At 71.9% G+C, this 21,251-nt stretch carries 13 protein-coding genes, 1 tRNA gene and 1 pseudogene; 3 read left to right on the forward strand and 12 right to left on the reverse strand.

What is annotated here, in order from left to right:
• The first annotated feature begins 82 nt into the window (after positions 1-82).
• Together ACGFT1_RS08825 and ACGFT1_RS08830 are read left to right on the forward strand one after the other, a co-directional pair.
• Positions 83-286, forward strand: a complete 204-nt coding sequence (locus ACGFT1_RS08825) for a helix-turn-helix domain-containing protein (protein WP_373908342.1) — start codon at positions 83-85, stop codon at positions 284-286.
• A gap of 64 nt (positions 287-350) precedes the next feature.
• Positions 351-1,756, forward strand: a pseudogene (locus tag ACGFT1_RS08830) (tyrosine-type recombinase/integrase).
• A 45-nt stretch (positions 1,757-1,801) separates the two neighbouring features.
• On the opposite strand, the gene ACGFT1_RS08835 reads toward ACGFT1_RS08830, so the two are convergent.
• From ACGFT1_RS08835 to ACGFT1_RS08850, 4 genes are all read right to left on the reverse strand, one after another.
• Positions 1,802-1,875 (reverse strand) — tRNA-Thr (locus ACGFT1_RS08835).
• Positions 1,876-1,992: 117 nt separating this feature from the next.
• Complete coding sequence (locus tag ACGFT1_RS08840) at positions 1,993-3,597, reverse strand: alpha/beta hydrolase (protein ID WP_373908343.1); 1,605 nt, start codon at positions 3,595-3,597, stop codon at positions 1,993-1,995.
• A 106-nt stretch (positions 3,598-3,703) separates the two neighbouring features.
• Complete coding sequence (locus tag ACGFT1_RS08845; protein WP_373908344.1) at positions 3,704-4,909, reverse strand: DNA polymerase III subunit delta'; 1,206 nt, start codon at positions 4,907-4,909, stop codon at positions 3,704-3,706.
• A 19-nt stretch (positions 4,910-4,928) separates the two neighbouring features.
• Positions 4,929-6,017 (reverse strand): ArsR/SmtB family transcription factor, encoded by a 1,089-nt coding sequence (locus ACGFT1_RS08850; RefSeq protein ID WP_373908345.1) that lies wholly within the window; start codon positions 6,015-6,017, stop codon positions 4,929-4,931.
• A gap of 72 nt (positions 6,018-6,089) precedes the next feature.
• Between ACGFT1_RS08850 and ACGFT1_RS08855 the strand changes: the two genes are divergently transcribed.
• A complete protein-coding gene (locus tag ACGFT1_RS08855; protein WP_373908346.1) occupies positions 6,090-7,310 on the forward strand; it encodes an MFS transporter in 1,221 nt (406 codons plus the stop codon).
• Positions 7,311-7,649: 339 nt separating this feature from the next.
• Here ACGFT1_RS08855 and tmk read toward each other — a convergent pair whose 3' ends face one another.
• From tmk to bldG, 8 genes are all read right to left on the reverse strand, one after another.
• Positions 7,650-10,970: a dTMP kinase gene (gene tmk / locus ACGFT1_RS08860; RefSeq protein WP_373908347.1), complete on the reverse strand. Its 3,321-nt coding sequence runs from the start codon at positions 10,968-10,970 to the stop codon at positions 7,650-7,652.
• 131 nt (positions 10,971-11,101) lie between these two features.
• Positions 11,102-13,933 carry a type I DNA topoisomerase gene (gene topA, locus ACGFT1_RS08865; RefSeq protein WP_373908348.1) on the reverse strand — a complete coding sequence of 944 codons (2,832 nt, stop codon included), beginning with the start codon at positions 13,931-13,933 and terminating at the stop codon, positions 11,102-11,104.
• Between the two features lie 255 nt (positions 13,934-14,188).
• Entirely contained in the window at positions 14,189-14,386 is a 198-nt protein-coding gene (locus tag ACGFT1_RS08870) for a hypothetical protein (RefSeq protein WP_373908349.1), read from the reverse strand.
• A gap of 405 nt (positions 14,387-14,791) precedes the next feature.
• Positions 14,792-16,312: a methyltransferase gene (locus ACGFT1_RS08875; RefSeq protein ID WP_373908350.1), complete on the reverse strand. Its 1,521-nt coding sequence runs from the start codon at positions 16,310-16,312 to the stop codon at positions 14,792-14,794.
• A 60-nt stretch (positions 16,313-16,372) separates the two neighbouring features.
• The gene (locus ACGFT1_RS08880; protein WP_373908351.1) at positions 16,373-16,993 is read right to left on the reverse strand and encodes a small secreted protein; all 621 of its coding nucleotides are present in this window, start codon (positions 16,991-16,993) and stop codon (positions 16,373-16,375) included.
• A gap of 246 nt (positions 16,994-17,239) precedes the next feature.
• Positions 17,240-19,645, reverse strand: a complete 2,406-nt coding sequence (locus ACGFT1_RS08885; RefSeq protein WP_373908352.1) for a sodium-translocating pyrophosphatase — start codon at positions 19,643-19,645, stop codon at positions 17,240-17,242.
• A 304-nt stretch (positions 19,646-19,949) separates the two neighbouring features.
• Entirely contained in the window at positions 19,950-20,384 is a 435-nt protein-coding gene (locus ACGFT1_RS08890) for an ATP-binding protein (protein WP_373908353.1), read from the reverse strand.
• A 445-nt stretch (positions 20,385-20,829) separates the two neighbouring features.
• Positions 20,830-21,171: an anti-sigma factor antagonist BldG gene (gene bldG / locus ACGFT1_RS08895; protein ID WP_121787637.1), complete on the reverse strand. Its 342-nt coding sequence runs from the start codon at positions 21,169-21,171 to the stop codon at positions 20,830-20,832.
• Positions 21,172-21,251: the final 80 nt, after the last annotated feature.

Raw genomic sequence — 21,251 nt, forward strand, 5'->3', positions numbered from 1 at the left:
CGCGATGACGCAGAAATCCCCGCCTCGGACAGACGCGAGCCTGACAGGGGGCCAAGAACACTCCCGCTTAGGAGACACCCGGATGAGCACCGCGATTGCCGCTCCCGTTGACCGACTCCTGTACAAGCCCGAAGAGGCTGCCGAAGCGCTCGCCATCGGCCGTTCGACTGTCTACGAGCTGATGGCCGAAGGCACCCTCAAGTACATCAAGTTGGGTCGCACTCGCCGGATCCGGCGGGCCGACCTCGAAGCGTACGTGGCCAACCTCGCCCCGCTGCCCAACTGACCCGAGCACGTCACCGAGGCGCCCCGAGCATCTCGCTCGGGGCGCCTCTCGTACGGAGGAGCACATGAGCCCCCGCAAGGCCAACATGGAGTCGTCCATCTACTTCGGCGCCGATGGCTGGTGGCACGGCCGCGTGACGATGGGCGTCAAGAGTGACGGTGGCCCCGACCGACGCCACCGCCGGGCCCGGACCGAGGCCGAGATCAAGCGCAAGGTGAAGGAGCTGGAGCGCCAACGGGACCAAGGGCGCGCGCCCGCCGCCGGCCGTAAGCCGACCGTCGCGGCGTGGATGGAGACCTACCTCACCGACATCGCGAGCCTGAAGCTCAAGCCGCGCTCCCTTGATGATTACTGGTCCAAGACCCGCAACGACATCATCCCCGGCGTCGGCAAGCACCGCATCGACAAGTTGCAGCCCGAGCACCTGGAGCGGATGTACCGGGCCATGCTCGACGCCGGGCACGCTCCCTCGCATGTCGTTAAGGTGCACCGCATCCTGTCCCGCGCCCTGAAGATCGCCCATCGCCGCCGCATCGTCGGCGAGAACGTTGCCACGCTCGTGGACCCGCCGAGCATTGACGAGACCGAGGCCAACCCCTTCACCAAGGACGAGGCGAAAGCGTTCCTCGAAGCCGCGGCGAAGCGGCCCACCTTCATGCGGTGGATCGTCGGTGTCGGCATGGGGTTCCGGCAAGGCGAGACGCTCGGGCTGCGCTGGTCGTACGTCGACCTGGAAGCGGAGCTGTTCCGCCCCGAGTGGCAGCTTCAGCGCCTCACGTGGCGACACGGCTGCGACGACCCGCACGCCTGCGGGATGCGTCTGCACCGCTTCGAGCCGTGCCCGCCGCACTGCACCGCACACAAGGGCTACAAGCGTGGCTGCCCTAAGCCATGCGCCAAGACATGCACGAAGCACGCGAGCACATGCCCGGAGCGCAAGGAGGGCGGGCTCACCTTCACCCGGCCCAAGACCAAAAGAGCCGGAACGCCGTACCGATCCCGCCCGTCTTCATTCCCTTCCTGCACGATCACAGGGCCCAGCAGCAATGGGCACGAGAGGCCGCCGGGGAACTGTGGCAGGAGCACGATGTCGTGTTCTCTCGTCCGGACGGCCGGCCACTGGATCCTCGCGCCGACTACGAGGAGTTCAAGGAACTGCTCAAGGAGGCCGGAATCGATGACCGCCGCCTGTACGACGGAAGCCGCCACACCGCCGGCACGATCCTGAACGAGCTGGGCGTCGACATGCCCACGATCATGGAGATCCTGCGGCACACGCAGATCAGTCAGACCAGGCGGTACGTCAAGGGCCGGTTCCACCTGTCCAAGGACGCCATGCGGCGGATGGGCGAGTTCTTCGTACCGCCACAGTCGCCTCCGTCGGCCCCGGTTCCGGGCCCCACTGAGACCATAAGTGAGACCACCGACACCCGTGCGGCACGCTCCTTGCGCCGCCGCCGCATCCGCTGAACGGAAAAGCCCAGCTCAGACAGTGTCTGGGCTGGGCCTAGAAAGAGCCGCTTTCGGGATTCGAACCCGAGACCTACGCATTACGAGTGCGTTGCTCTGGCCATCTGAGCTAAAGCGGCGCGCTGTCCGCACCATGGTGCGATCAGCAACGACGGTAAGTCTACACAGTTTCGCGGGGTGCTTCGCACCTGCCCCGGAGGGGGTGGTTCCGGGGCGGGCCGGGCGGGCGGGGCGGGCTAGGCGCAGCGTTTGCCGGGGGGCGGCGGGGTGCCGTGGAGGAGGTAGGTGTTGATCGCCGAGTCGATGCAGGCGCTGCCGCGGCCGTAGGCGGTGTGGCCGTCGCCGTCGTAGGTGAGGAGGCGGCCTGAGGAGAGCTGGCGGGCCAGGGACCGCGCCCAGCGGTACGGGGTCGCCGGGTCGCGGACCGTGCCGACCACCAGGATCGGCGCCGCGCCCCTCGCCTCGATGCGGTGCGGCTCGCCCGTCGCCTTCACCGGCCAGTACGAGCAGTTCAGCGACGCCCAGGCCAGACCCGGGCCGAAGACCGGGGACGCCTTCTCGAACGCGGGCAGCGCCTTCTCCGCCTGTTCCGGGCCGGTGAAGGCCGGCGGCAGGTCGAGGCAGTTCACGGCGGCGTTGGCCATCATCAGGTTGCTGTAGTGGCCGTTCGCGTCCCGCTCGTAGTAGCTGTCGGAGAGGGCCAGCAGTGCCGCGCCGTCGTTGTGCCGCATCGCCGAGGTCAGCGCCTCGCGCAGCTGCGCCCAGGACCCCTCGTCGTACATCGACGCGATCACCCCGGTGGTGGCCAGCGCCTCTCCCAGCCTGCGGCCGTCCGCGTCGCCGGCGGGCACGGGGTGGGCGTCCAGCTTGCGGAAGAACGCCCGCAGGTGGCCACCGGCCTGTGCGGGTGTCGTTCCCTTCCCGCCGAGCGGGCAGCCGGAGCGCCGTACGCAGTCCTTCGCGAACGCCTGGAACGCCGTCTCGAAGCCCGCGGTCTGGTCCAGGTTCAGCCTGCGGGCGTCCAGGGACGGGTCCATGGCCCCGTCGAGCACCATCCGGCCGACCCGCGCCGGGAACAGCCCGGCGTACGTCGCCCCGAGGAACGTGCCGTACGACGCTCCTACGTAGTTCAGTTTCCGGTCGCCGAGCACCGCCCGCAGGATGTCCATGTCACGGGCCGTCTCCACGGTGGAGACGTGCCGCAGCAGCTTCGCCGAGTGGGCCCCGCAGCTCTCGGCGAACTCGCGGTCCGCGGTGACCAGCGCGCTGCGCTCCCGCTGGTCGTCGGGGGTGATGTCGGTCTGCGTGTACGCGTCCATCCGCTGCCCGTCGAGGCAGTGGACGGGCTCACTGCGGGCGACACCCCGGGGGTCCACCGCGACCATGTCGTAACGGGCCCGGACCCGGGCCGGGTAGCCGATGCCGGCGTACTGCTGGAGGTAGCCGACCGCCGAGCCGCCCGGACCACCCGGGTTGACCAGCAGCGACCCGAGCGGCTTGCCCTTCCCGGTGGCCTTCTTGCGCGCGACGGCGAGCCGGACGGAACCCGCGCCCGGTGCGGCGTAGTCCAGCGGGGCCTTCATCGTGGCGCACTGGAAGCCGGGTGCTCCGCAGTCGTGCCATCGCAGCCGCTGGCTGTAGTACGACGTCAGCGCCGACGGCGTCGAACGCGGCAGCGCGGCGAGCGCCGCGTCCACCGTCGCGCCTCTCGCCGTACTGGAAGTCCCCGGTGAGCAGGCGGACATGAGCAGGGCGGCGGCCGTGACGAGCGTGGCCGTGAGACGGGCCGTCGTCCGGGTACGGATGCCACGGATCCGGTGGGGGGATGGCCTGGTGTGCATCAGCCGAGCGTAACGGTGCGCGACCGACCGGGTGCGTTCTGTGCCAACTGTGGCTCGTACGGGGGACACCCTCCACCGTGTCCCCCTCGGCGGCCGGGACGAAGCGTCACCCTGCCCGCAGGGCCATGGTCATCGCCTCCACGGCCAGCAGCGGGGACACATTGCGGTCCAAGGCCTCTCTGCACGCGGCGATCGCCTCGATACGGCGCAGGGTGGACTCCGGCGCGCCGGCGCGGGCCAGCCGTTCCAGGGCGTCCCCGGCGTCGGCGTTGGCGATCGCCACGCGGGTGCCGAGCTGGAGGGCGAGGACGTCACGGTAGAAGGCCGTCAGGTCCCCGAGGGCTATGTCGAGGCTGTCGCGCTGCGTACGCGTTCTGCGGCGCTTCTGCATGTCCTCGAGGTCCTTCATCACGCCCGCCGTGCCCCGCGGCATCCGGCCGCCCTGGGCCGCGCCCAGCGCCGCCTTCAGCTCCTCGGTCTCCTTGCCGTCCATCTCCTCGGCGAGCTGCTTGGCGTCCTCGGCCGCGGCGTCGACCAGCTCCTGCGCGGCCCTGAGGCACGCGCCGACCTCGTCGAGGCGCAGCGGCAGCTTCAGGACGGCCGCGCGGCGCTCGCGGGCCGCCGGGTCGGTGGCGAGGCGGCGGGCCCGGTCGACATGGCCCTGGGTGGCGCGGGCGGCGGCGACAGCGACCTCCGGGTCGATGCCGTCGCGGCGTACCAGCATGTCGGCGACCGCGTCGACCGTCGGCGTCCGCAGATTCAGGTGCCGGCAGCGGGAGCGGATGGTGGGCAGGACGTCCTCGACGGACGGGGCGCACAGCAGCCATACCGTGCGGGGGGCCGGCTCCTCCACGGCCTTCAGGACGGCGTTGGCCGACTTCTCGTTCAGCCGCTCGGCGTCCTCGACCAGGATGATCTGCCAGCGGCCGGTCGCCGGGGCGGTGAACGACTTGCGGACCGTGTCCCGCATGTCCCTGACCAGGATCTCCGAGCCGACCGCGGCGACCGTCGTCACATCCGCGTGCGTGCCGAGCAGCGCGGTGTGACAGCCGTCGCAGAAACCGCAGCCGGGGGTTCCGCCGACTGCGCGGTCCGGGCTCACGCACTGGAGAGCGGCGGCGAAGGCCCGCGCCGCCTGGTTGCGGCCCGCGCCGGGCGGGCCCGTGAACAGCCAGGCGTGCGTCATCTTCGACGCCTCAGGCGGCGGCTGGTCCGCCGCGGCGGCCGTGACGAGGGCATCGGCGTCCCGCGCGGCGGCATCCAGCACCGCGCTCACCTTCTCCTGCCCGACGAGGTCGTCCCACACGGTCATGGGTCACGCCGTCCTTCCGTCACACTCCACGTTCCGGACTCCATTGTGCGGGCGAGGTCTGACAACGGGGACCGGTGTCGTTCGGTGCGGTCGCCTCGGCGTCCCGGCTCCCGGCTCCCGGCTCCCGGTCGCCGGTACCGGGTGCGGACGCTTCCATGAGCACATCCCCCGCCGCTGTGCGGAGGTACAGCACCGACCGGCCGGCCCGCTGCCGCTCCACCAGCCCCGCGTCCAGCAGGACCCGCAGATGCCGGCCCACCGATCCCAGCCCCTGACCGGTCACGGCGACCAGCTGGGTCGTGCTCATGGGGGTTCCGAGCAGCGCCAGCACTCCGGCGCGCGCGGCACCGACGAGCGCTCCGAGCCCGGCCGGGACGGGCCGCCGACGGTGGTTGTCGGCGAGCACCCCGAGACACGGGTAGACGACGGCGTACCGCTCCCGTCCCTCCCACGAGACCCAACTGGTCTTCGGCGTGACCGGCATGAACAGCAGCTCGGCCCCGGCGGCGATCTCCCGCGGCGGGTACGCGTTCCGGTTGACCTGGAACCGGCTCTCCCCCAGCCACCGCGTCATCCCCGGCCGCAGCGAGTCCAGCACGGCCGCCCAGCCGCCCTGGCTCACCCGCGCGGTCCGCGCGACGACGTCGGCCTCCAGGACGCGCCGCCGGCGCTCCCAGTACGGCCGTACGGTGTCCTCCCAGACGTAGGTCAGGAGCGCGCTCGCCCGCTCGGGCAGGTCGTCCCGCTCCAGGACGGCCGGGAGCCGGCCCCGGAGGGACACGCGGAGGTCGGCCCGCGCCTCCCCGGCCCCGGCCGCCCGTACCCGGGCCACGGTCTCATCGAAACTCTCCCCGACGCGCGAGGTGGGGCAGAAGAAGTCGGCGATCCAGGACGTGCCGAGTGCCGCCGGCACGAGCCGCGCGGTCACCGGGTCGGCCGCGAGGCGCGCGCGGTAGCCGGGCAGGTGGGCGCGCAGCCAGGCCTCCTCGCCCGGATGGGCGCCGGTCCCCGCGCACAGCAGTCTCAGGCTCGCGAAGGTCTCGGCGAACGGCGAGAGCACGAACCTGCTGCGGGCGAGGGTGTCGGTGCCGACCTGCCACGAGCCCATGCGTACGTACGACCTTTCGCGTGACGGCGAAACAGTGCACACGGCCCCCGCGCCGCTCCGAGACTTCGGCGCATGCGCAGTTACCGGACCCTGTTCCGCACCCCGGAGTACACCCCGTTCCTGCTCTCCTTCGCCGCTTTCGCCGCCGCCCAGACGATCGGGGGCCTGGCCCTCGGCACGCTGGTGCTGCGGGCCACCGGCTCCCCGTTGCTGTCGGCGGTAAGCATGTTCGGCCCGCAGTTGGGGCAGTTGGCGGGAACCACCTTCCTGCTCTCGGGTGCCGACCGCCTGCCCCCGCGCGCGATCCTGTCCGGTATCGCCCTCGTCTTCGCGGCCGGCACGACGGTGCTGGCGCTGCCGGGTCTGCCGGTCCGGGCGGTCTTCGCCGTCCTGATCCTCCAGGGCCTGGTCGCGGCGCTGGGCGGGGGAGTGCGCGGCGCACTGCTGAACGAGATCCTCACCAAGGACGGTTACGTCCTCGGCCGTTCGGTGTACAACATGCTCTGGGGGCTGACGCAGACGGCCGGTTTCGCTACGGGCGGCGCCCTGCTCGCGCTGCTGTCCCCACGGGCCTGCCTGTTCCTCGCGGCCGCGCTGTACCTGCTGGCGGCCCTCGTCACCCGCCTGGGTCTCACGGCCCGCCCACCCCGCTCCGCCGGCCGTCCGTCCGTCTCTGCGACGTGGCGCACCAACGCCTTCCTGTGGTCCTCACGGCCCCGGCGCCTGACGTATCTGGGGCTGTGGGTCCCCAACGGGCTGGTGGTCGGCAGCGATTCGCTCTACGTCTCCTACGCCCCCGGAGCCGCCGGCACGCTGTACGCGTGCGGGGCGCTGGGCATGTTCGTGGGCGACATGGCGGTGGGCCGCCTGGTACCGCCCTCGGAGCGCCGCCGTATCGCGACCCCGCTGCGTCTGCTGCTCGCGGTTCCGTATCTGTTCTTCGTCCTGCGGCCGGGAGTGGTGCTGTCGGCCGTGGCCGTCACCGTGGCCTCCGTCGGCTTCGCCGCGAGCCTGGTCCTCCAGGAACGCCTGATGTCGCTCACCCCCGACGACCTCACGGGCCAGGCCCTGGGCCTGCACGCCACCGGCATGGCCGCCCTCCAGGGCGTCGGCGCCGCCCTCGCGGGCACACTGGCCCAACTGCTGTCCCCCGGCGCGGCGATGACCTTGATGGCGGCTGGATCGGTCACCACCACCCTGAGCCTCGCGGTGCTGGGCAGGCGCGAGGAACGACGGCCGGCCGCGCCCGGTCCGCACCCGGGGGCCCTGCCGGAACCGGCCCCCACGGACTAGGCCGGGAAGGGGCTTGTGCGCCCTCGATCGCCGGCGTCCTGCCCTTCCGGTGCTGCTTCTCGGCTTCGCGTCGGCAACGATCTCCGCCTTCGACCGGTGCCGGGCAGAAACCGAGGCCCGCCCTCAGCCGGTGCCGAGGAGGAACCGAGGTCCCCCTCAGCCGGTGCCGAGGACGTACCGGCCCCGCCCATCCGGTGCCGGGCAGAAACCGAGGCCCGCCCTCAGCCGGTGCCGAGGAGGAACCGAGGTCCCCCTCAGCCGGTGCCGAGGACGTACCGGCCCCGCCCATCCGGTGCCGGGCGGAACCGGTCCCCGCCCCGCACCCGGCCCCGAGCGTGCTCAGCCGCGGGGGCCCCGGCCGCGGCCCCCGCGGTTCCGGTCCTCGCCGGTGCCGCCCTGGTCGGCGTGCGGCTGTTCGTCGTAGGAACCCAGCAGCTCGTCCGCCAGGGTCGGCAGGTCGTCCAGCGGGGTTTCCTCGGCCCAGTCGGAGCGCGTGCGGCGGCGCGGTGTGCCGTCGGCGTCCATCTGGGGCATCTCACGCGTGTGTGCCTCGGACCCGTCGGGGCCCGCGCCTCGGCGCGGCCGGCCCGGCCGTTCGTCCCTGAAGAAGCCGGGCGGTACCCGGCCCGCCGGGTCGTCCTCCCGTACGGGCGGCAGCACGGCGGTCTCGTCGGCGGCACGGGGATCCGTCACGGGCGGCAGCTTGGCCGTGTCCTCCACGGACACCGGCGGCAGTACGGCTGTCTCGTCCGCCGCACCCGGCGTCACCGGGGGCTGCGGCAGCTCGGCGGTCACCTCGGCGTCGGCGTGGGACCGCCGCGCGTTCGCGGCGGGGCCGCCGCGTTCCGCGCGCACCGGACGCAGCACCGTGGTGTCGTCCGTGTGCCGCCCGTCCCTGCGCCGGCCGTCCGCGCCCGGTGAGGCCACCGGCGTGGGGGCCGTGATCGCCTCGCCCGGCGCGGTCGGTGCCGCGGGGGTGCCCGGCAGCGGTGCGCTGGGCCTGCGGGCCGCCGCGTCGGCCGCCGCCGCGGCCTCGGCGGCCTGCCGGCGGGCTTCCTCGGCGCGCAGCAACGCCTCCTCGGCCTTGCGCTGCGCCTCCAGGCGACGGGCCTCCTCCTCGGCGCGCAACCGGGCCTGGCGGGCCTCTTCCTCAGCGCGCCGCCGCGCCTCCTCCTCGGCCTGCTCGCGGCGCCGCTCCTCCTCGGCCCTGCGGCGGGCCTCGGCCTCGGCGCGCGCCTTCTCCTCGGCGAGGAGCCGCTGCCGCTCCTCCTCGGCACGCCGGGCGGCTTCCTCGGCCCGCTGCCGGGCCTCCTCCGCCTGCCGTTCGGCCTCGCGCCGCTGCGCCTCCTCCAGCTCGCGCCGCTTGCGCTCCTCCTCCTCGGCGCGCAGCCTGGCGAGCTGTTCCTCGCGCTCGCGTTCCAGGCGCTCCTCCTCGGCCTTGCGCGCGGCCTCTTCCTCGGCCTTGCGGCGGGCCTCCTCCTCGGCCTTCCTGCGCGCCTCCTCGCGAGCCTTGATCTCGGCCTCGGAGAGCGGCAGCACGACGTCCAGCCGATGCCGGATCACGGTGGTGACCGCCTCGGGTTCCTGCCCGGCGTCCACGACCAGGTAGCGACCGGGGTCGGAGGCTGCCAGCGTCAGGAAACCGGACCGTACGCGCGCGTGGAACTCCGCCGGCTCCGACTCCAGGCGGTCCGGCGCCTCGGTGAACCGTTCGCGGGCCGTCTCCGGGGGGACGTCCAGCAGGACGGTGAGGTGCGGGACGAGTCCGTCGGTGGCCCAGCGGTTGATGCGGGCGATCTCGGTCGGGGACAGGTCGCGTCCGGCGCCCTGGTAGGCGACGGAGGAGTCGATGTAGCGGTCGGAGATCACCACCGCGCCGCGTTCCAGCGCGGGGCGTACGACGGTGTCGACGTGCTCCGCGCGGTCGGCGGCGTACAGCAGTGCCTCCGCGCGGTGCGACAGGCCCGCCGAGGACACGTCCAGCAGGATCGAGCGCAGTCGCTTGCCGACCGGCGTGGCGCCGGGCTCACGGGTGAGCACGACCTCGTGGCCCTTGGCGCGGATCCACTCGGCGAGGGACTCGGCCTGGGTGGACTTGCCGGCGCCGTCACCGCCCTCCAGGGCGATGAAGAAACCGGTCACCGCCGGTGCCGTGACCGGGTCGTCGCCGCCCAGCAGCGCGTCCTTGAGGTCCTGGCGCAGCGGTACGCCGGACCGGTCGTCGACCTTGGCGAGCACCAGCGCGGCCACCGGCAGCAGCAGCGCGCCGACCAGCATCAGGGTGAAGGCGGCCCCGCCGTGCGCGAAGACGAACTTGCCGTTCTCCAGCCGGTGCGGGCCGATCAGCGCCGCGATCAGGGGCGCGATCAGGGCGCCGAGCGCTATGAAGACCCGGACCACGGCGTGCAGGTGCTCGGTGGTGCGCGCCCGGCGGTAGTCCTCGGTCTCCTGGTCGAGCAGGGTGTGCCCGGTGTTGGCGGCCACGCCCGCGCCGGCACCGGCCAGCGTGACGAGCAGCAGCACCGACGTGACGTCGGGGACCAGTCCGGCGGCCAGCAGGGCGATGCCGGTGACGGCGATGGCGAGGGCCAGCAGGCGACGGCGGGAGAGCGAGGGCAGCACCGCGGCGGCCGTACGGATGCCGACGCCGACACCGCCGGTCAGGCCCAGCACCAGCAGGCCGTAGAGCACCGGGCCGCCACCCAGGTCCTTGGCGTGCAGCACGCACACCGCGACGGCCGCCGCGATCGCGCCGGCGACCGAGGCACAGGCCGGGACGAGCAGGGGCACCGCGCCCGTACGGCCCTTGTCGACGCCGGTGCCGGTGCGCGGGCGGCGCAGGCCCTCCAGCGGCGACCGCGCGCGCGGGGTGCGGATGCCGGGCAGCTCCAGTGCGGTCAGCACGGACAGGGAGGCGGCGAACATGCCCGCCGCGACATACGACCCGAGGGCCGCCTGGTGCTGGTCGAACCAGGCCACGCCGGTGCCCAGCAGGTTGTTCAGCAGGCCGGCGACCACCAGGGCGGCGGCGGCGAGCGGGACCGCCAGGAAGGTCGTCCGCAGCGCCAGGCGGCGCAGGGCGTCCAGGTGGTCCGGGAGCGGCCGTACGGTGGCGCCCTCCGGCGGCGGGGCCGGCAGCAGGGCGGGAGCGGCGCTCTCGCGGCACACCGTCCACAGCCGCTCGGCGACGCCGGTGACGAAGGCGGTGACGAGCAGGACGGCGAGCGCGTCGTCCGGGGTCCAGTCGATCCACAGGGGAGCGACGATCAGCAGCGCGGCGCGGACGCCGTCGGCTCCGACCATGGTCCAGCGCCGGTCGAGGGGGCCCTCCTGGGCGGTGAGCGCGGTCAGCGGGCCGAGGAGGACGGCGCCGAAGAGGAGCGTGGCGAGGATGCGCGCCGCGAACACCATCGCGACCGCGAAGGCCACTCCTCGGTAGCCTCCGCCGAAGGCGCCCTCGGTGATCGCCGCCTGGAGGACCAGGACGACCAGTACGAGAAGGGCGAGGGTGTCGCCGACCCCGCTCACCAGCTGCGCGCTCCACAGGCGCCTCAGCTGCGGTCGTCGCAGCAGGGAGCGGACGGCGCGTTCGCGGGAGTCTGCGACCAGGGCGTCGTCCGGTGCTGTGGGGTGGGCCGTTGGCTGCTCGGCTCGCGTCATGCGTTCAGCCTATCCGCAGCCACCGACCCCACACCTCGCCTGTCCTGGCATGCGCACGCCCCGACATCAAAGTGATGCCGGGGCGTGCGCGACGCGAAGCCGGAGTGGAGGTTTCCGGTCGGGACCGGGCGTCAGTCGTCGGCGCCGGACACCGCCGCCTTGGAGGCCGTCGCCTTCTTGGCGGTGGTCTTCTTCGCCGTCGCCTTCTTCGTGGCCGCCGTCGTCTTCTTCGCGGCCGTCTTCTTGACCGCGGTCTTCTTCGCCGGGGCGGTCTTCTTCGCCGTCGCCTTCTTCACGGTCTTCTTGGCCGGAGCCTTCGCGCGCTTGTCGGCGAGCAGTTCGAAACCACGCTCAGGGGTGATGGCCTCGACGCTGTCGTCGGAGCGGAGGGTCGCGTTGGTCTCGCCGTCGGTGACGTACGGGCCGAACCGGCCGTCCTTGACCACGACCGGCTTCTTGGAGACCGGGTCCTCGCCCAGTTCCTTCAGCGGCGGCTTGGCCGCGGCCCGGCCGCGCTGCTTCGGCTGGGCGTAGATCGCCTGCGCCTCTTCCAGCGTGATCGTGAAGAGCTGGTCCTCGGCCTGGAGCGAACGCGAGTCCGTGCCCTTCTTCAGGTACGGGCCGTAGCGTCCGTTCTGCGCGGTGATCTCCACGCCGTCGGCGTCGGTGCCGACGATCCGCGGCAGCGACATCAGCCGCAGCGCGTCCTCGAGCGTCACCGTGTCGAGCGCCATGGACTTGAAGAGGGACGCCGTGCGCGGCTTGACCGCGTTCTTGCCGGTCTTCGGGGTGCCCTCGGGGAGGACCTCCGTGACGTACGGGCCGTACCGGCCGTCCTTGGCGACGATCGTGTGACCGGTGGCCGGGTCGGTGCCCAGCTCGAAGTCGCCGCTGGGCTTGGCCAGCAGTTCCTCCGCCAGCTCGACGGTCAGCTCGTCCGGCGCCAGGTCGTCCGGGATGTCGGCACGCTGGTGCTGTTCGGTGTCCTTCTCGCCGCGCTCGATGTACGGGCCGTAGCGGCCGACGCGGAGCACGATGTCGCTGCCCACCGGGAACGACGACACCTCGCGCGCGTCGATCGCGCCCAGGTCGGTCACCAGTTCCTTGAGGCCGCCGAGGTGGTCGCCGTCGCCGTTGCCCGCGTCCGCGGCGGCGGCCGTGACGTTGCCCTCGCCGAAGTAGAAGCGCTTCAGCCACGGCACGGCCTGGGCCTCGCCGCGGGCGATGCGGTCGAGGTCGTCCTCCATCCTGGCGGTGAAGTCGTAGTCGACGAGCCGGCCGAAGTGCTTCTCCAGCAGGTTGACCACGGCGAAGGACAGGAAGGACGGCACGAGGGCCGTGCCCTTCTTGAAGACGTAGCCGCGGTCGAGGATCGTGCCGATGATCGACGCGTACGTCGACGGGCGGCCGATCTCGCGCTCTTCCAGCTCCTTGACCAGGGAGGCCTCGGTGTAGCGGGCCGGGGCCTTGGTGGCGTGCCCGTCGACCGTGATCTGCTCGGCGGACAGCGCGTCGCCCTCGGCGACCTGCGGCAGCCGGCTCTCGCGGTCGTCCAGCTCGGCGTTCGGGTCGTCGGCGCCCTCGACGTAGGCCTTCAGGAAGCCGTGGAAGGTGATCGTCTTGCCGGAGGCGCTGAACTCGACGTCCCGGCCGTCGGCGGCGGCACCGCCGATCTTGACGGTCACGCTGTTGCCGGTCGCGTCCTTCATCTGGGAGGCGACGGTCCGCTTCCAGATCAGTTCGTAGAGCCGGAACTGGTCGCCGGTGAGGCCGGTCTCCGCGGGGGTGCGGAAGCGGTCACCCGACGGACGGATCGCCTCGTGCGCCTCCTGCGCGTTCTTCACCTTCGCGGCGTAGGTTCGCGGCTGCGGGGGGAGGTAGTTCGCGCCGTACAGCTGCGTGACCTGCGCGCGAGCGGCGGTGATGGCCGTGTCGCTCAGCGTCGTGGAGTCCGTACGCATGTACGTGATGTAACCGTTCTCGTACAGCTTCTGCGCGATCTGCATCGTCGCCTTCGCACCGAAACCGAGCTTGCGGCTCGCCTCCTGCTGGAGCGTCGTCGTACGGAACGGGGCGTACGGCGAGCGGCGGTACGGCTTGGACTCGACGGACCGCACGGAGAAGCGGGTGTTCTCCAGGGCGGCGGCGAGGGCGCGGGCGTTCGCCTCGTCGAGGTGGAGGGTGTTCGCGCTCTTGATCTGACCCAGGGAGTCGAAGTCGCGGCCCTGCGCGACCCGCCTGCCGTCGACGGTCTGGAGGCGTGCGACCAGCGACGACGGGTCCGACGGATCGCCCTCGCGGCCGGTCCCGAAGGTGCCCGTCAGATCCCAGTACTCAGCGGAACGGAAAGCGATGCGCTCGCGTTCCCGCTCGACCACGAGGCGGGTCGCGACGGACTGGACGCGGCCGGCCGACAGCCGCGGCATGACCTTCTTCCACAGGACCGGCGAGACCTCGTAGCCGTAGAGGCGGTCGAGGATGCGGCGGGTCTCCTGGGCGTCGACCAGCTTCTGGTTGAGCTCGCGCGGGTTGGCGACGGCCTCGCGGATCGCGTCCTTGGTGATCTCGTGGAAGACCATCCGCTTGACGGGGATCTTCGGCTTGAGGACCTCCTGGAGGTGCCAGGCGATCGCCTCGCCCTCCCGGTCCTCATCGGTGGCGAGGAACAGCTCGTCGGAATCCTTCAGCAGGTCCTTGAGCTTCTTGACCTGCGCCTTCTTGTCGGCGTTGACGACATAGATCGGCTGGAAGTCATGGTCGACGTCCACACCGAGGCGGCGGACCTCCCCGGTGTACTTCTCGGGCACCTCGGCGGCGCCGTTGGGGAGGTCGCGGATGTGCCCGACGCTCGCTTCGACGACGTAGCCGGGGCCGAGGTAGCCCTTGATCGTCTTCGCCTTGGCAGGCGACTCGACGATGACGAGTCGGCGGCCGCCCTGTGCGGTCTCGCTGGTCGGGGACAACTTCGCTCTTCTCTCCGGTCGACGCTGGGGCCTCCCCAGGCCTTGGTCCCGGGGGCACGGCGTACTGCTGGTCGTGTGACGCTGCGGAGTGTGACGCTACATCCCGCCCCCGTGTCAAACGGGAAAAGCCCACAACGGCCACTCGAACGGTAACCCGACTACCGCCATTCCTGCCGCCCGGACTGTCCGGCAAATCCCGCCCCCTGTCCGGAGCGTGACGCTCCCCTTACCCGGCGGGCATGGTGCCGCCCGGGGTCAGAGGCGGGCCAGGCAGTACACACCGAGGGCCAGGGATACCGTCCCTCCCATGATCGCGACGGTGGCCGACGCGACCCGGCTCACACCCTCGGCCACCGGCTCGCGATCCCGCAGACGGGCTCCGGTCCAGGCCAGCAGACCCGCTCCGAACAGGGCGAACACCACTCCGGCGAAGATCGCCGGTCCGCTCTCCATGCCCCGCCCACCTCCTGTGCGCCACCCGCCCGTGCCCGGCGCCGGGAGGGTGGCACGCGCGGACGACGGACAGGAGTCGCGGGGGTGAACGGACGGCCCACGAGCCGCCGGATGTGCGTTCGGACACGTCGCCCGGAACCCGGCACCCTATTTTTCCGGCCTTTTTCCCGTCACGGGCCGCTTCCCCTCCCTGCGGCACCTCCGCCGGGCCTGTGCCGCGGGCATAAGACGATGCGGGCGCCGGTCAGAAAGTGCGCCGCCGGCGCCTACGACTGCGCGGGCCGGTCCGTACGGCCGCGGGCCCGCCGGGGCCCTTCGTTCCGCGTCGCGCGCCCGCCGCTCACGGCGCTCCGAGCCCCACGGTGCGCTGAGCGCGCGCCCGCCGGGCTCCCCGCGTGCGCCCGCTCAGCGCACCGGGTCCAGGAAGCCCTGCTCCACCAGCAGCCGGATCTGCGCCGGTGTCCGGTCGCGGAGCACGACCGGGTCCTCGTCGACGAGCTGGGCGATGGCGTCCAGGATGCGGCCGGCACTCAGGGTTCCGTCGCACACGCCCGCGAACCCGGCACCGACCGTGTCCACCTTGGTCGCCCGGCGCATCCCGCGGTGCTGGCGCAGCACCACATGCTCCGGGTCCTCGGCACCGGGCAGCCCGACCTGCTCCTGGACCACCTCCGCGGCGAGGCGGAAGCGGCTGTCCAGCAGCGCCGCGTCATCGTGCGCCCGGAGGTAGTCGAGGCGCTCGAAGTGCGCCCGGATCGCCTCGCCGAGGGGCTGCTCGACCGGGTGCGGCCACTCCTCCACGGTGACCGAGGGCTCGGCGGCCCCGGTGCGGCGCAGGGTGATCCAGCCGAAGCCGACCGCCCTGACCTTGCGCGCCTCGAACTCGTCGAGCCAGGCGTCGTACCGCGCCTGGTACTCCACCGGGTCCACCCGATGATCACCCGCGTCCCGCAGCCACAGCTCGGCGTACTGCGTGATGTCCTGCACCTCGCGCTGCACGATCCAGGCGTCGCACCCGCGCGGCACCCACGACCTGAGCCTGTCCTGCCAGTCCTCCCCCGCCACGTGCTGCCAGTTCGCGAGGAACTGCGCGAACCCGCCCTCGGTCAGCCGTTCCCCCGCCTGCTGAACGAGCGAGCGGCACAGATCGTCCCCGCCCATGCCACCGTCCCGGTACGTCAGCCGGGCCCCGGGGGAGATGACGAACGGCGGGTTGGACACGATCAGGTCGAACTTCTCGTCTTCCCGGACCGGCGCGAACAGCGAACCCTCGCGGAGGTCGGCGGCGGGCGCCCCGGAGAGCGCCAGCGTGAGCGCCGTGGTGTGCAGCGCGCGCGGGTTGAGGTCGGTCGCCGTCACGCGCGTGGCGTGTCGGGCGGCGTGCAGCGCCTGGATGCCGGAACCGGTGCCGAGGTCCAGTGCGGAGGCGACCGGCATGCGGACCGTGATGCCGGCGAGGGTCGTGGAGGCGCCGCCGACGCCCAGGACGACCCCCTCGCCGCGCTGCCCGATGCCACCGGCGCCGCCCACCGCGCACCCCAGGTCGGAGACGATGAACCAGTCCTCGCCATCGGGGCCGCCGTACGGCCGTACGTCGACGGTGGCGGCCACCTCGTCGCCGCCCGCGCGGGTGAGCCACCCGGCTTCCAGCGCCTCGCCGGCCGGCAGGATCGCCGCCGCGCGCGCGTGGGGCACCGGCTGCTGGAGCAGGAAGAGCCGTACGAGCGTCTCCAGCGGCGTGTCGCCGCGGGTCGCCCTGAGTGCGGGCACGGTCTCGCTGCGGGCCAGCGCCGCGTAGGCGGGGGCGCCGAGCAGGTCGAGCAGCCCGTCGGCGGTGAAGGAGGCGGCCAGCAGGGCGTCCCGCAGGCGCGCGGCGATGTCGGGCCGGTCGGAAGCGGGCAGGGGAGCGAGTCCGGAGTCAGTCACGTCCCCATTGTGGCCCGGGGCGGCTGTCCGGGCCGTCCGCGCGCGGACCCGCCCCCGGCGTCAGCCGGCCGTCCCCTTCGGCGTCGCCTTGGCCGTCCCGGACGCCGAAGGGACCTTGCAGCTGGGCTGCTCGGCCATCGCCGCCTTGACGTCGCCCTGCTCCAGCCGCTTCAGCGCCTGAGTGCCGCTGTTGCTCTGCTTGCCGACGTCTTCCGCCTGGGCGGCGGCGACGTCCTTGAGGCCCTTGGCGAACTTGCCCTGGTCCTTGGTGTCGAGCCCGTCGACCTTCTTCTTCAGGTCGACGTAGGACGAGGAGAGGCCGGCCAGGTTCCTGGCGGCGTCCTGCTGCCGCTTGACGCCGTCGTCGATCCCGGGCGGCGCTCCGGCGTGACCGAGGGCGTCGGCGAGGGCCTTGTAGCCGTCGGCCAGGTCCTGGAAAGCCTGTGCGTAGGTCTTCTGGGCGCTCTTCGGCGGGAGGTTGCTGTCCGTGGCGATGGACGCGATCGACGCGTTGGCCGACCTGATCTTCGCGTCCTGCGGGGGTACCGCGTCACACACCTTCTTGGCCCAGGCGACCAGCTTCGGATCGGGCCCCTTGTCACCGCCGCCGCTGCTGCAACCCGACAGCGCCCCTACCAGTACCGCACCGCCGGACAGCGCGGCCGCGAGCTTCTTGTTCACCGGATCGGTCCCTTCCATGGCTCTCGGCCCCCGGAATCTACACGGCGGACGGCGAACCCCCCTCAGCCGAACAGACCCTACGTAGGCTTTTGTGACTATTCGCCCCAGGGAGAGAAGGCTCACGGCGTACGCGGGCGCACAAGGGAAGACGGCCGGGCAACGCGTACGCGGGCGCACAGGAAGCGGGCGGGCGGCGCGTCAGCACGCGCCACCCGCCCGCAGGTTGACCAGGCCTCGCCGGCAGGACTACGAGACCACCGCCGCGTCCGGTGAGTTGGCGGCCCGCCCGGCGTCCTCCTCGTCGCCGACGGCGATCCCGCGCCGCTTGGAGATGGAGACCGCGACGACGATCACCAGCAGTGCGAGGACCGCGACCCCGATCCGCACACCCAGGTTCCTGTCGTCGCCGTAGGAGAACCTGATCACGGCCGGTGCGATGAGCAGCGACACCAGGTTCATGACCTTCAGCAGGGGGTTGATCGCCGGGCCGGCGGTGTCCTTGAAGGGGTCACCGACCGTGTCGCCGATCACCGTGGCCGCGTGGGCGTCGCTTCCCTTGCCGCCGTGGTGGCCGTCCTCCACCAGTTTCTTGGCGTTGTCCCAGGCGCCGCCGGAGTTGGCCAGGAACACCGCCATCAGCGTGCCCGCGCCGATCGCGCCGGCGAGGTAGGAGCCGAGCGCGCCGACGCCCAGCGTGAACCCGATGAAGATCGGCGCCATGACGGCGAGCAGACCTGGTGTGGCCAGTTCCCGCAGCGCGTCCTTGGTACAGATGTCGACGACCCGTCCGTACTCGGGTTTCTCGGTGTAGTCCATGATCCCGGGGTGTTCGCGGAACTGCCGCCGTACCTCGAACACCACCGAACCCGCCGACCGCGACACCGCGTTGATGGCCAGCCCGGAGAAGAGGAAGACGACCGCGGCGCCCGCGATGAGGCCGACGAGGTTGTTGGGCTGGGAGATGTCCATCGACAGGGTCAGCGGCGAACCCGGCCCGCTGAGCGTCGCGCCGACGTCCCGCACGTTGGTGGTGATCGCGTCGCGGTACGACCCGAACAGCGCCGACGCGGCGAGGACGGCGGTGGCGATGGCGATGCCCTTGGTGATGGCCTTGGTGGTGTTGCCGACCGCGTCCAGGTTGGTGAGCACCTGCGCGCCCGCACCCTGGACGTCGCCGGACATCTCGGCGATGCCCTGCGCGTTGTCGGAGACCGGCCCGAACGTGTCCATGGCGACGATCACGCCGACCGTGGTGAGCAGACCGGTGCCGGCCAGTGCCACCGCGAACAGCGCCAGCATGATCGACGTACCGCCGAGCAGGAACGCCCCGTACACACTGAGGCCGATGAGCAGCGCGGTGTAGACGGCCGATTCCAGCCCCAGCGAGATACCGGACAGGATGACGGTGGCCGGCCCGGTGAGGGAGGTCTTGCCGATGTCCCGCACCGGGCGGCGGTTGGTCTCGGTGAAGTAGCCGGTCAGCTGCTGGATCACGGCGGCGAGCAGGATGCCGATGGCCACGGCGACCAGCGCGAGGATCCGTGGATCGCCGCTCTTGCCCCTGATCGCCGCGTCGGTGACGCCGTCCAGGTCGGCGTACCTCCCCGGCAGGTAGACGAAGACGGCGACCGCCACCAGCACGAGCGAGATCACCGCGGAGATGAAGAAGCCGCGGTTGATCGCCGTCATGCCGCTGCGGTCGGCGCGCCGCGGGGCGACCGCGAAGATGCCGACCATTGCCGTGAGTACCCCGATGGCCGGCACGAGCAGCGGGAAGGCCAGTCCGGAGTCGCCGAAGGCGGCCTTGCCGAGGATCAGCGCGGCCACCAGGGTGACGGCGTACGACTCGAAAAGGTCGGCCGCCATGCCCGCGCAGTCGCCGACGTTGTCGCCCACGTTGTCGGCGATGGTCGCGGCATTGCGCGGATCGTCCTCCGGAATGCCCTGCTCGACCTTGCCGACCAGGTCGGCGCCGACGTCGGCGGCCTTGGTGAAGATGCCGCCGCCCACACGCATGAACATCGCGATCAGAGCGGCGCCGAGGCCGAAGCCCTCCAGCACCTTCGGCGCGTCGGCCGCGTACACCAGCACCACACAGGAGGCGCCCAGCAGGCCGAGCCCCACCGTGAACATGCCGACGACACCGCCGGTACGAAATGCGATCTTCATCGCGGTGTGCGAGACGGTGGTGAGATCCTTTTCCGGTTCCCCTTCCGCCGGGGTGGCTTCCCGGGCCGCCGCGGCGACCCGCACATTGCTGCGTACGGCGAGCCACATGCCGATATATCCCGTGGTCGCCGAGAAAACCGCTCCGATCAGGAAGAACACCGAGCGTCCGGCCCGCTGATTCCAGTCGTCCGCGGGCAGCAGCATGAGCAGGAAGAAGACGACGACGGCGAATACGCCGAGCGTGCGCAACTGCCGGGCGAGATACGCCTTGGCGCCTTCCTGGACCGCCTCGGCGATCCGTTTCATGCTGCCGGTGCCCTCGCCCGCTGCCAGCACCTGGCGCACCAGGATCCCTGCGACCACCAGCGCGGCCAGGGCGACCGCCGCGATGACGGCCACGAGGATCCGGTTGTCGTCGGTCAGGACCGCAGCCGCGAGGGCTGTCGGGTGACCCAACTGATGTGAGGTGGAAAGCCCCGCCATTCGTCCTCCTTGACGCTTGGGCTGAGCTCAAGATGTGGACGGATTGTAGGTACCCCCGAGTGAACTAGACAGGGGACGGTAAACGGAATCGGCCTCTTGCACCCTCAACAATGGTCGAGTCGGTGACCGATGGCACGTCGTGGTGGCCCGAAAGGGGTAATGGCCCGAACGCGTCGACACTCGAGGAGCGCCTTGATCAATTCATCCGGTCATTGATCGTGAATTCTTTCACGCATTCCGGGCAGTGCCGGAAGAACGACAAGGGCCCTGCTCAGCAGGGCCCTTGCGAAGAGTGTGGGACGACTCAGAGGAGCGCGGTGGCCGGCGGAGTGGTCGGCCAGGTCATCCGGATGAGGCCGCCGTTGTGCCCGGTGGAGACCTCCACGTCGTCGACGAGGCCGCTGATGACCGCGAGGCCCATCTCGTCCTCCTCGACATCCGTGTCGCCGTCCGGCGTGTCGCCGGGCGTGTCGCCGCCCGGGACAGCGTGCGGGGCTTCGTCACCGACCTCGATGGAGAACTGCTTCTCGTCCTCGATCAGCGCCACCTTCACCGGTGCCGTGACGCCGCTGTTCTGATGCAGTCCGACGGCGCGGGAGCACGCCTCGCCCACGGCGAGCCGGACCTCGTCCAGGACGGCCTCGTCCACTCCGGCCCTGCGCGCCACCGCTGCCGCCACCAGCCGGGCGGTCCTGACGTGCTCGGGCAGCGCGCTGAAGCGGAGTTCGACGGTGGCCATACATCCCCCTCGCGACTACGGGCGTGCGGTCGGGGGCGGGACCGTCCGGGGCCCGCACCCCCTGGTGTACTTCTGTACGCCGGACCGTTTCACCGGCCCGGAACCGGACGTCTCATGCCCCGGAGCCGGACGTGTCACAGGACGCGCCGCAGCCCGGAGCCGACGGTCACGGCCCTGAGCCGGCGGGCCTCCGCCCGGGCCGGAAACCGCGACCACGACGCTGACCCGGACGGGTCACAGCCCGCGACCCGGGACGGGTCACAGCCCCCCGGCCGGGACGGGTCGCCACCCGTGATCCCGGGCCGGACGGCACCGACGACCGGGACGCTTCACGGCCCGGAGAACCGGACCGCTCACCGGCCGGCCGCGGCACAGGTCACGGCTCGGACGGGACCGGCCGGCGGCAGACCCCGGCAGGGGCCCGGCGCCGACGGCCGGCCCGACTTCAGTCGGTGGCCGATACCGCTTCATCGACCGAGGTGTGAATCGGGAACACCTTGGTGAGGCCGGTGATGCGGAAGATCTTCAAAATGCGCTCCTGGTTGCAGACCAGGCGCAGCGAGCCCTCATGGGCCCTTACCCGCTTCAGGCCGCCGACCAGCACGCCGAGCCCGGTGGAGTCGAGGAAGTCCACGCCCTCCATGTCGACGACGAGGTGAAAATTCCCGTCGTTCACCAGCTCGACCAACTGCTCGCGCAGCTTGGGCGCGGTATATACGTCGATTTCGCCACCGACCTCGACGACCGTACGATCGCCGACGGTACGGGTCGACAGGGACAGGTCCACGGATCCTCCAGCACCTTGCTATCGAGCGCTCGCCCCTCGGGCATCTCGGCTTGCGGCCCCCGGGGCGTATCGCCAGCCGC

It is taken from the genome of Streptomyces sp. Y20 (assembly GCF_043195475.1).
Classification (GTDB): domain Bacteria; phylum Actinomycetota; class Actinomycetes; order Streptomycetales; family Streptomycetaceae; genus Streptomyces.

Coding starts and splice junctions, on each gene's coding strand:
- ACGFT1_RS08870 (WP_373908349.1), bottom strand. CDS start 14,386: ATGGAGAGCGGACCGGCGATCTTCGCCGGAGTGGTGTTCGCCCTGTTC.
- ACGFT1_RS08855 (WP_373908346.1), top strand. CDS start 6,090: ATGCGCAGTTACCGGACCCTGTTCCGCACCCCGGAGTACACCCCGTTC.
- ACGFT1_RS08845 (WP_373908344.1), bottom strand. CDS start 4,909: ATGACCGTGTGGGACGACCTCGTCGGGCAGGAGAAGGTGAGCGCGGTG.
- ACGFT1_RS08825 (WP_373908342.1), top strand. CDS start 83: ATGAGCACCGCGATTGCCGCTCCCGTTGACCGACTCCTGTACAAGCCC.
- ACGFT1_RS08850 (WP_373908345.1), bottom strand. CDS start 6,017: ATGGGCTCGTGGCAGGTCGGCACCGACACCCTCGCCCGCAGCAGGTTC.
- tmk (WP_373908347.1), bottom strand. CDS start 10,970: ATGACGCGAGCCGAGCAGCCAACGGCCCACCCCACAGCACCGGACGAC.
- ACGFT1_RS08840 (WP_373908343.1), bottom strand. CDS start 3,597: ATGCACACCAGGCCATCCCCCCACCGGATCCGTGGCATCCGTACCCGG.
- ACGFT1_RS08890 (WP_373908353.1), bottom strand. CDS start 20,384: ATGGCCACCGTCGAACTCCGCTTCAGCGCGCTGCCCGAGCACGTCAGG.
- ACGFT1_RS08885 (WP_373908352.1), bottom strand. CDS start 19,645: ATGGCGGGGCTTTCCACCTCACATCAGTTGGGTCACCCGACAGCCCTC.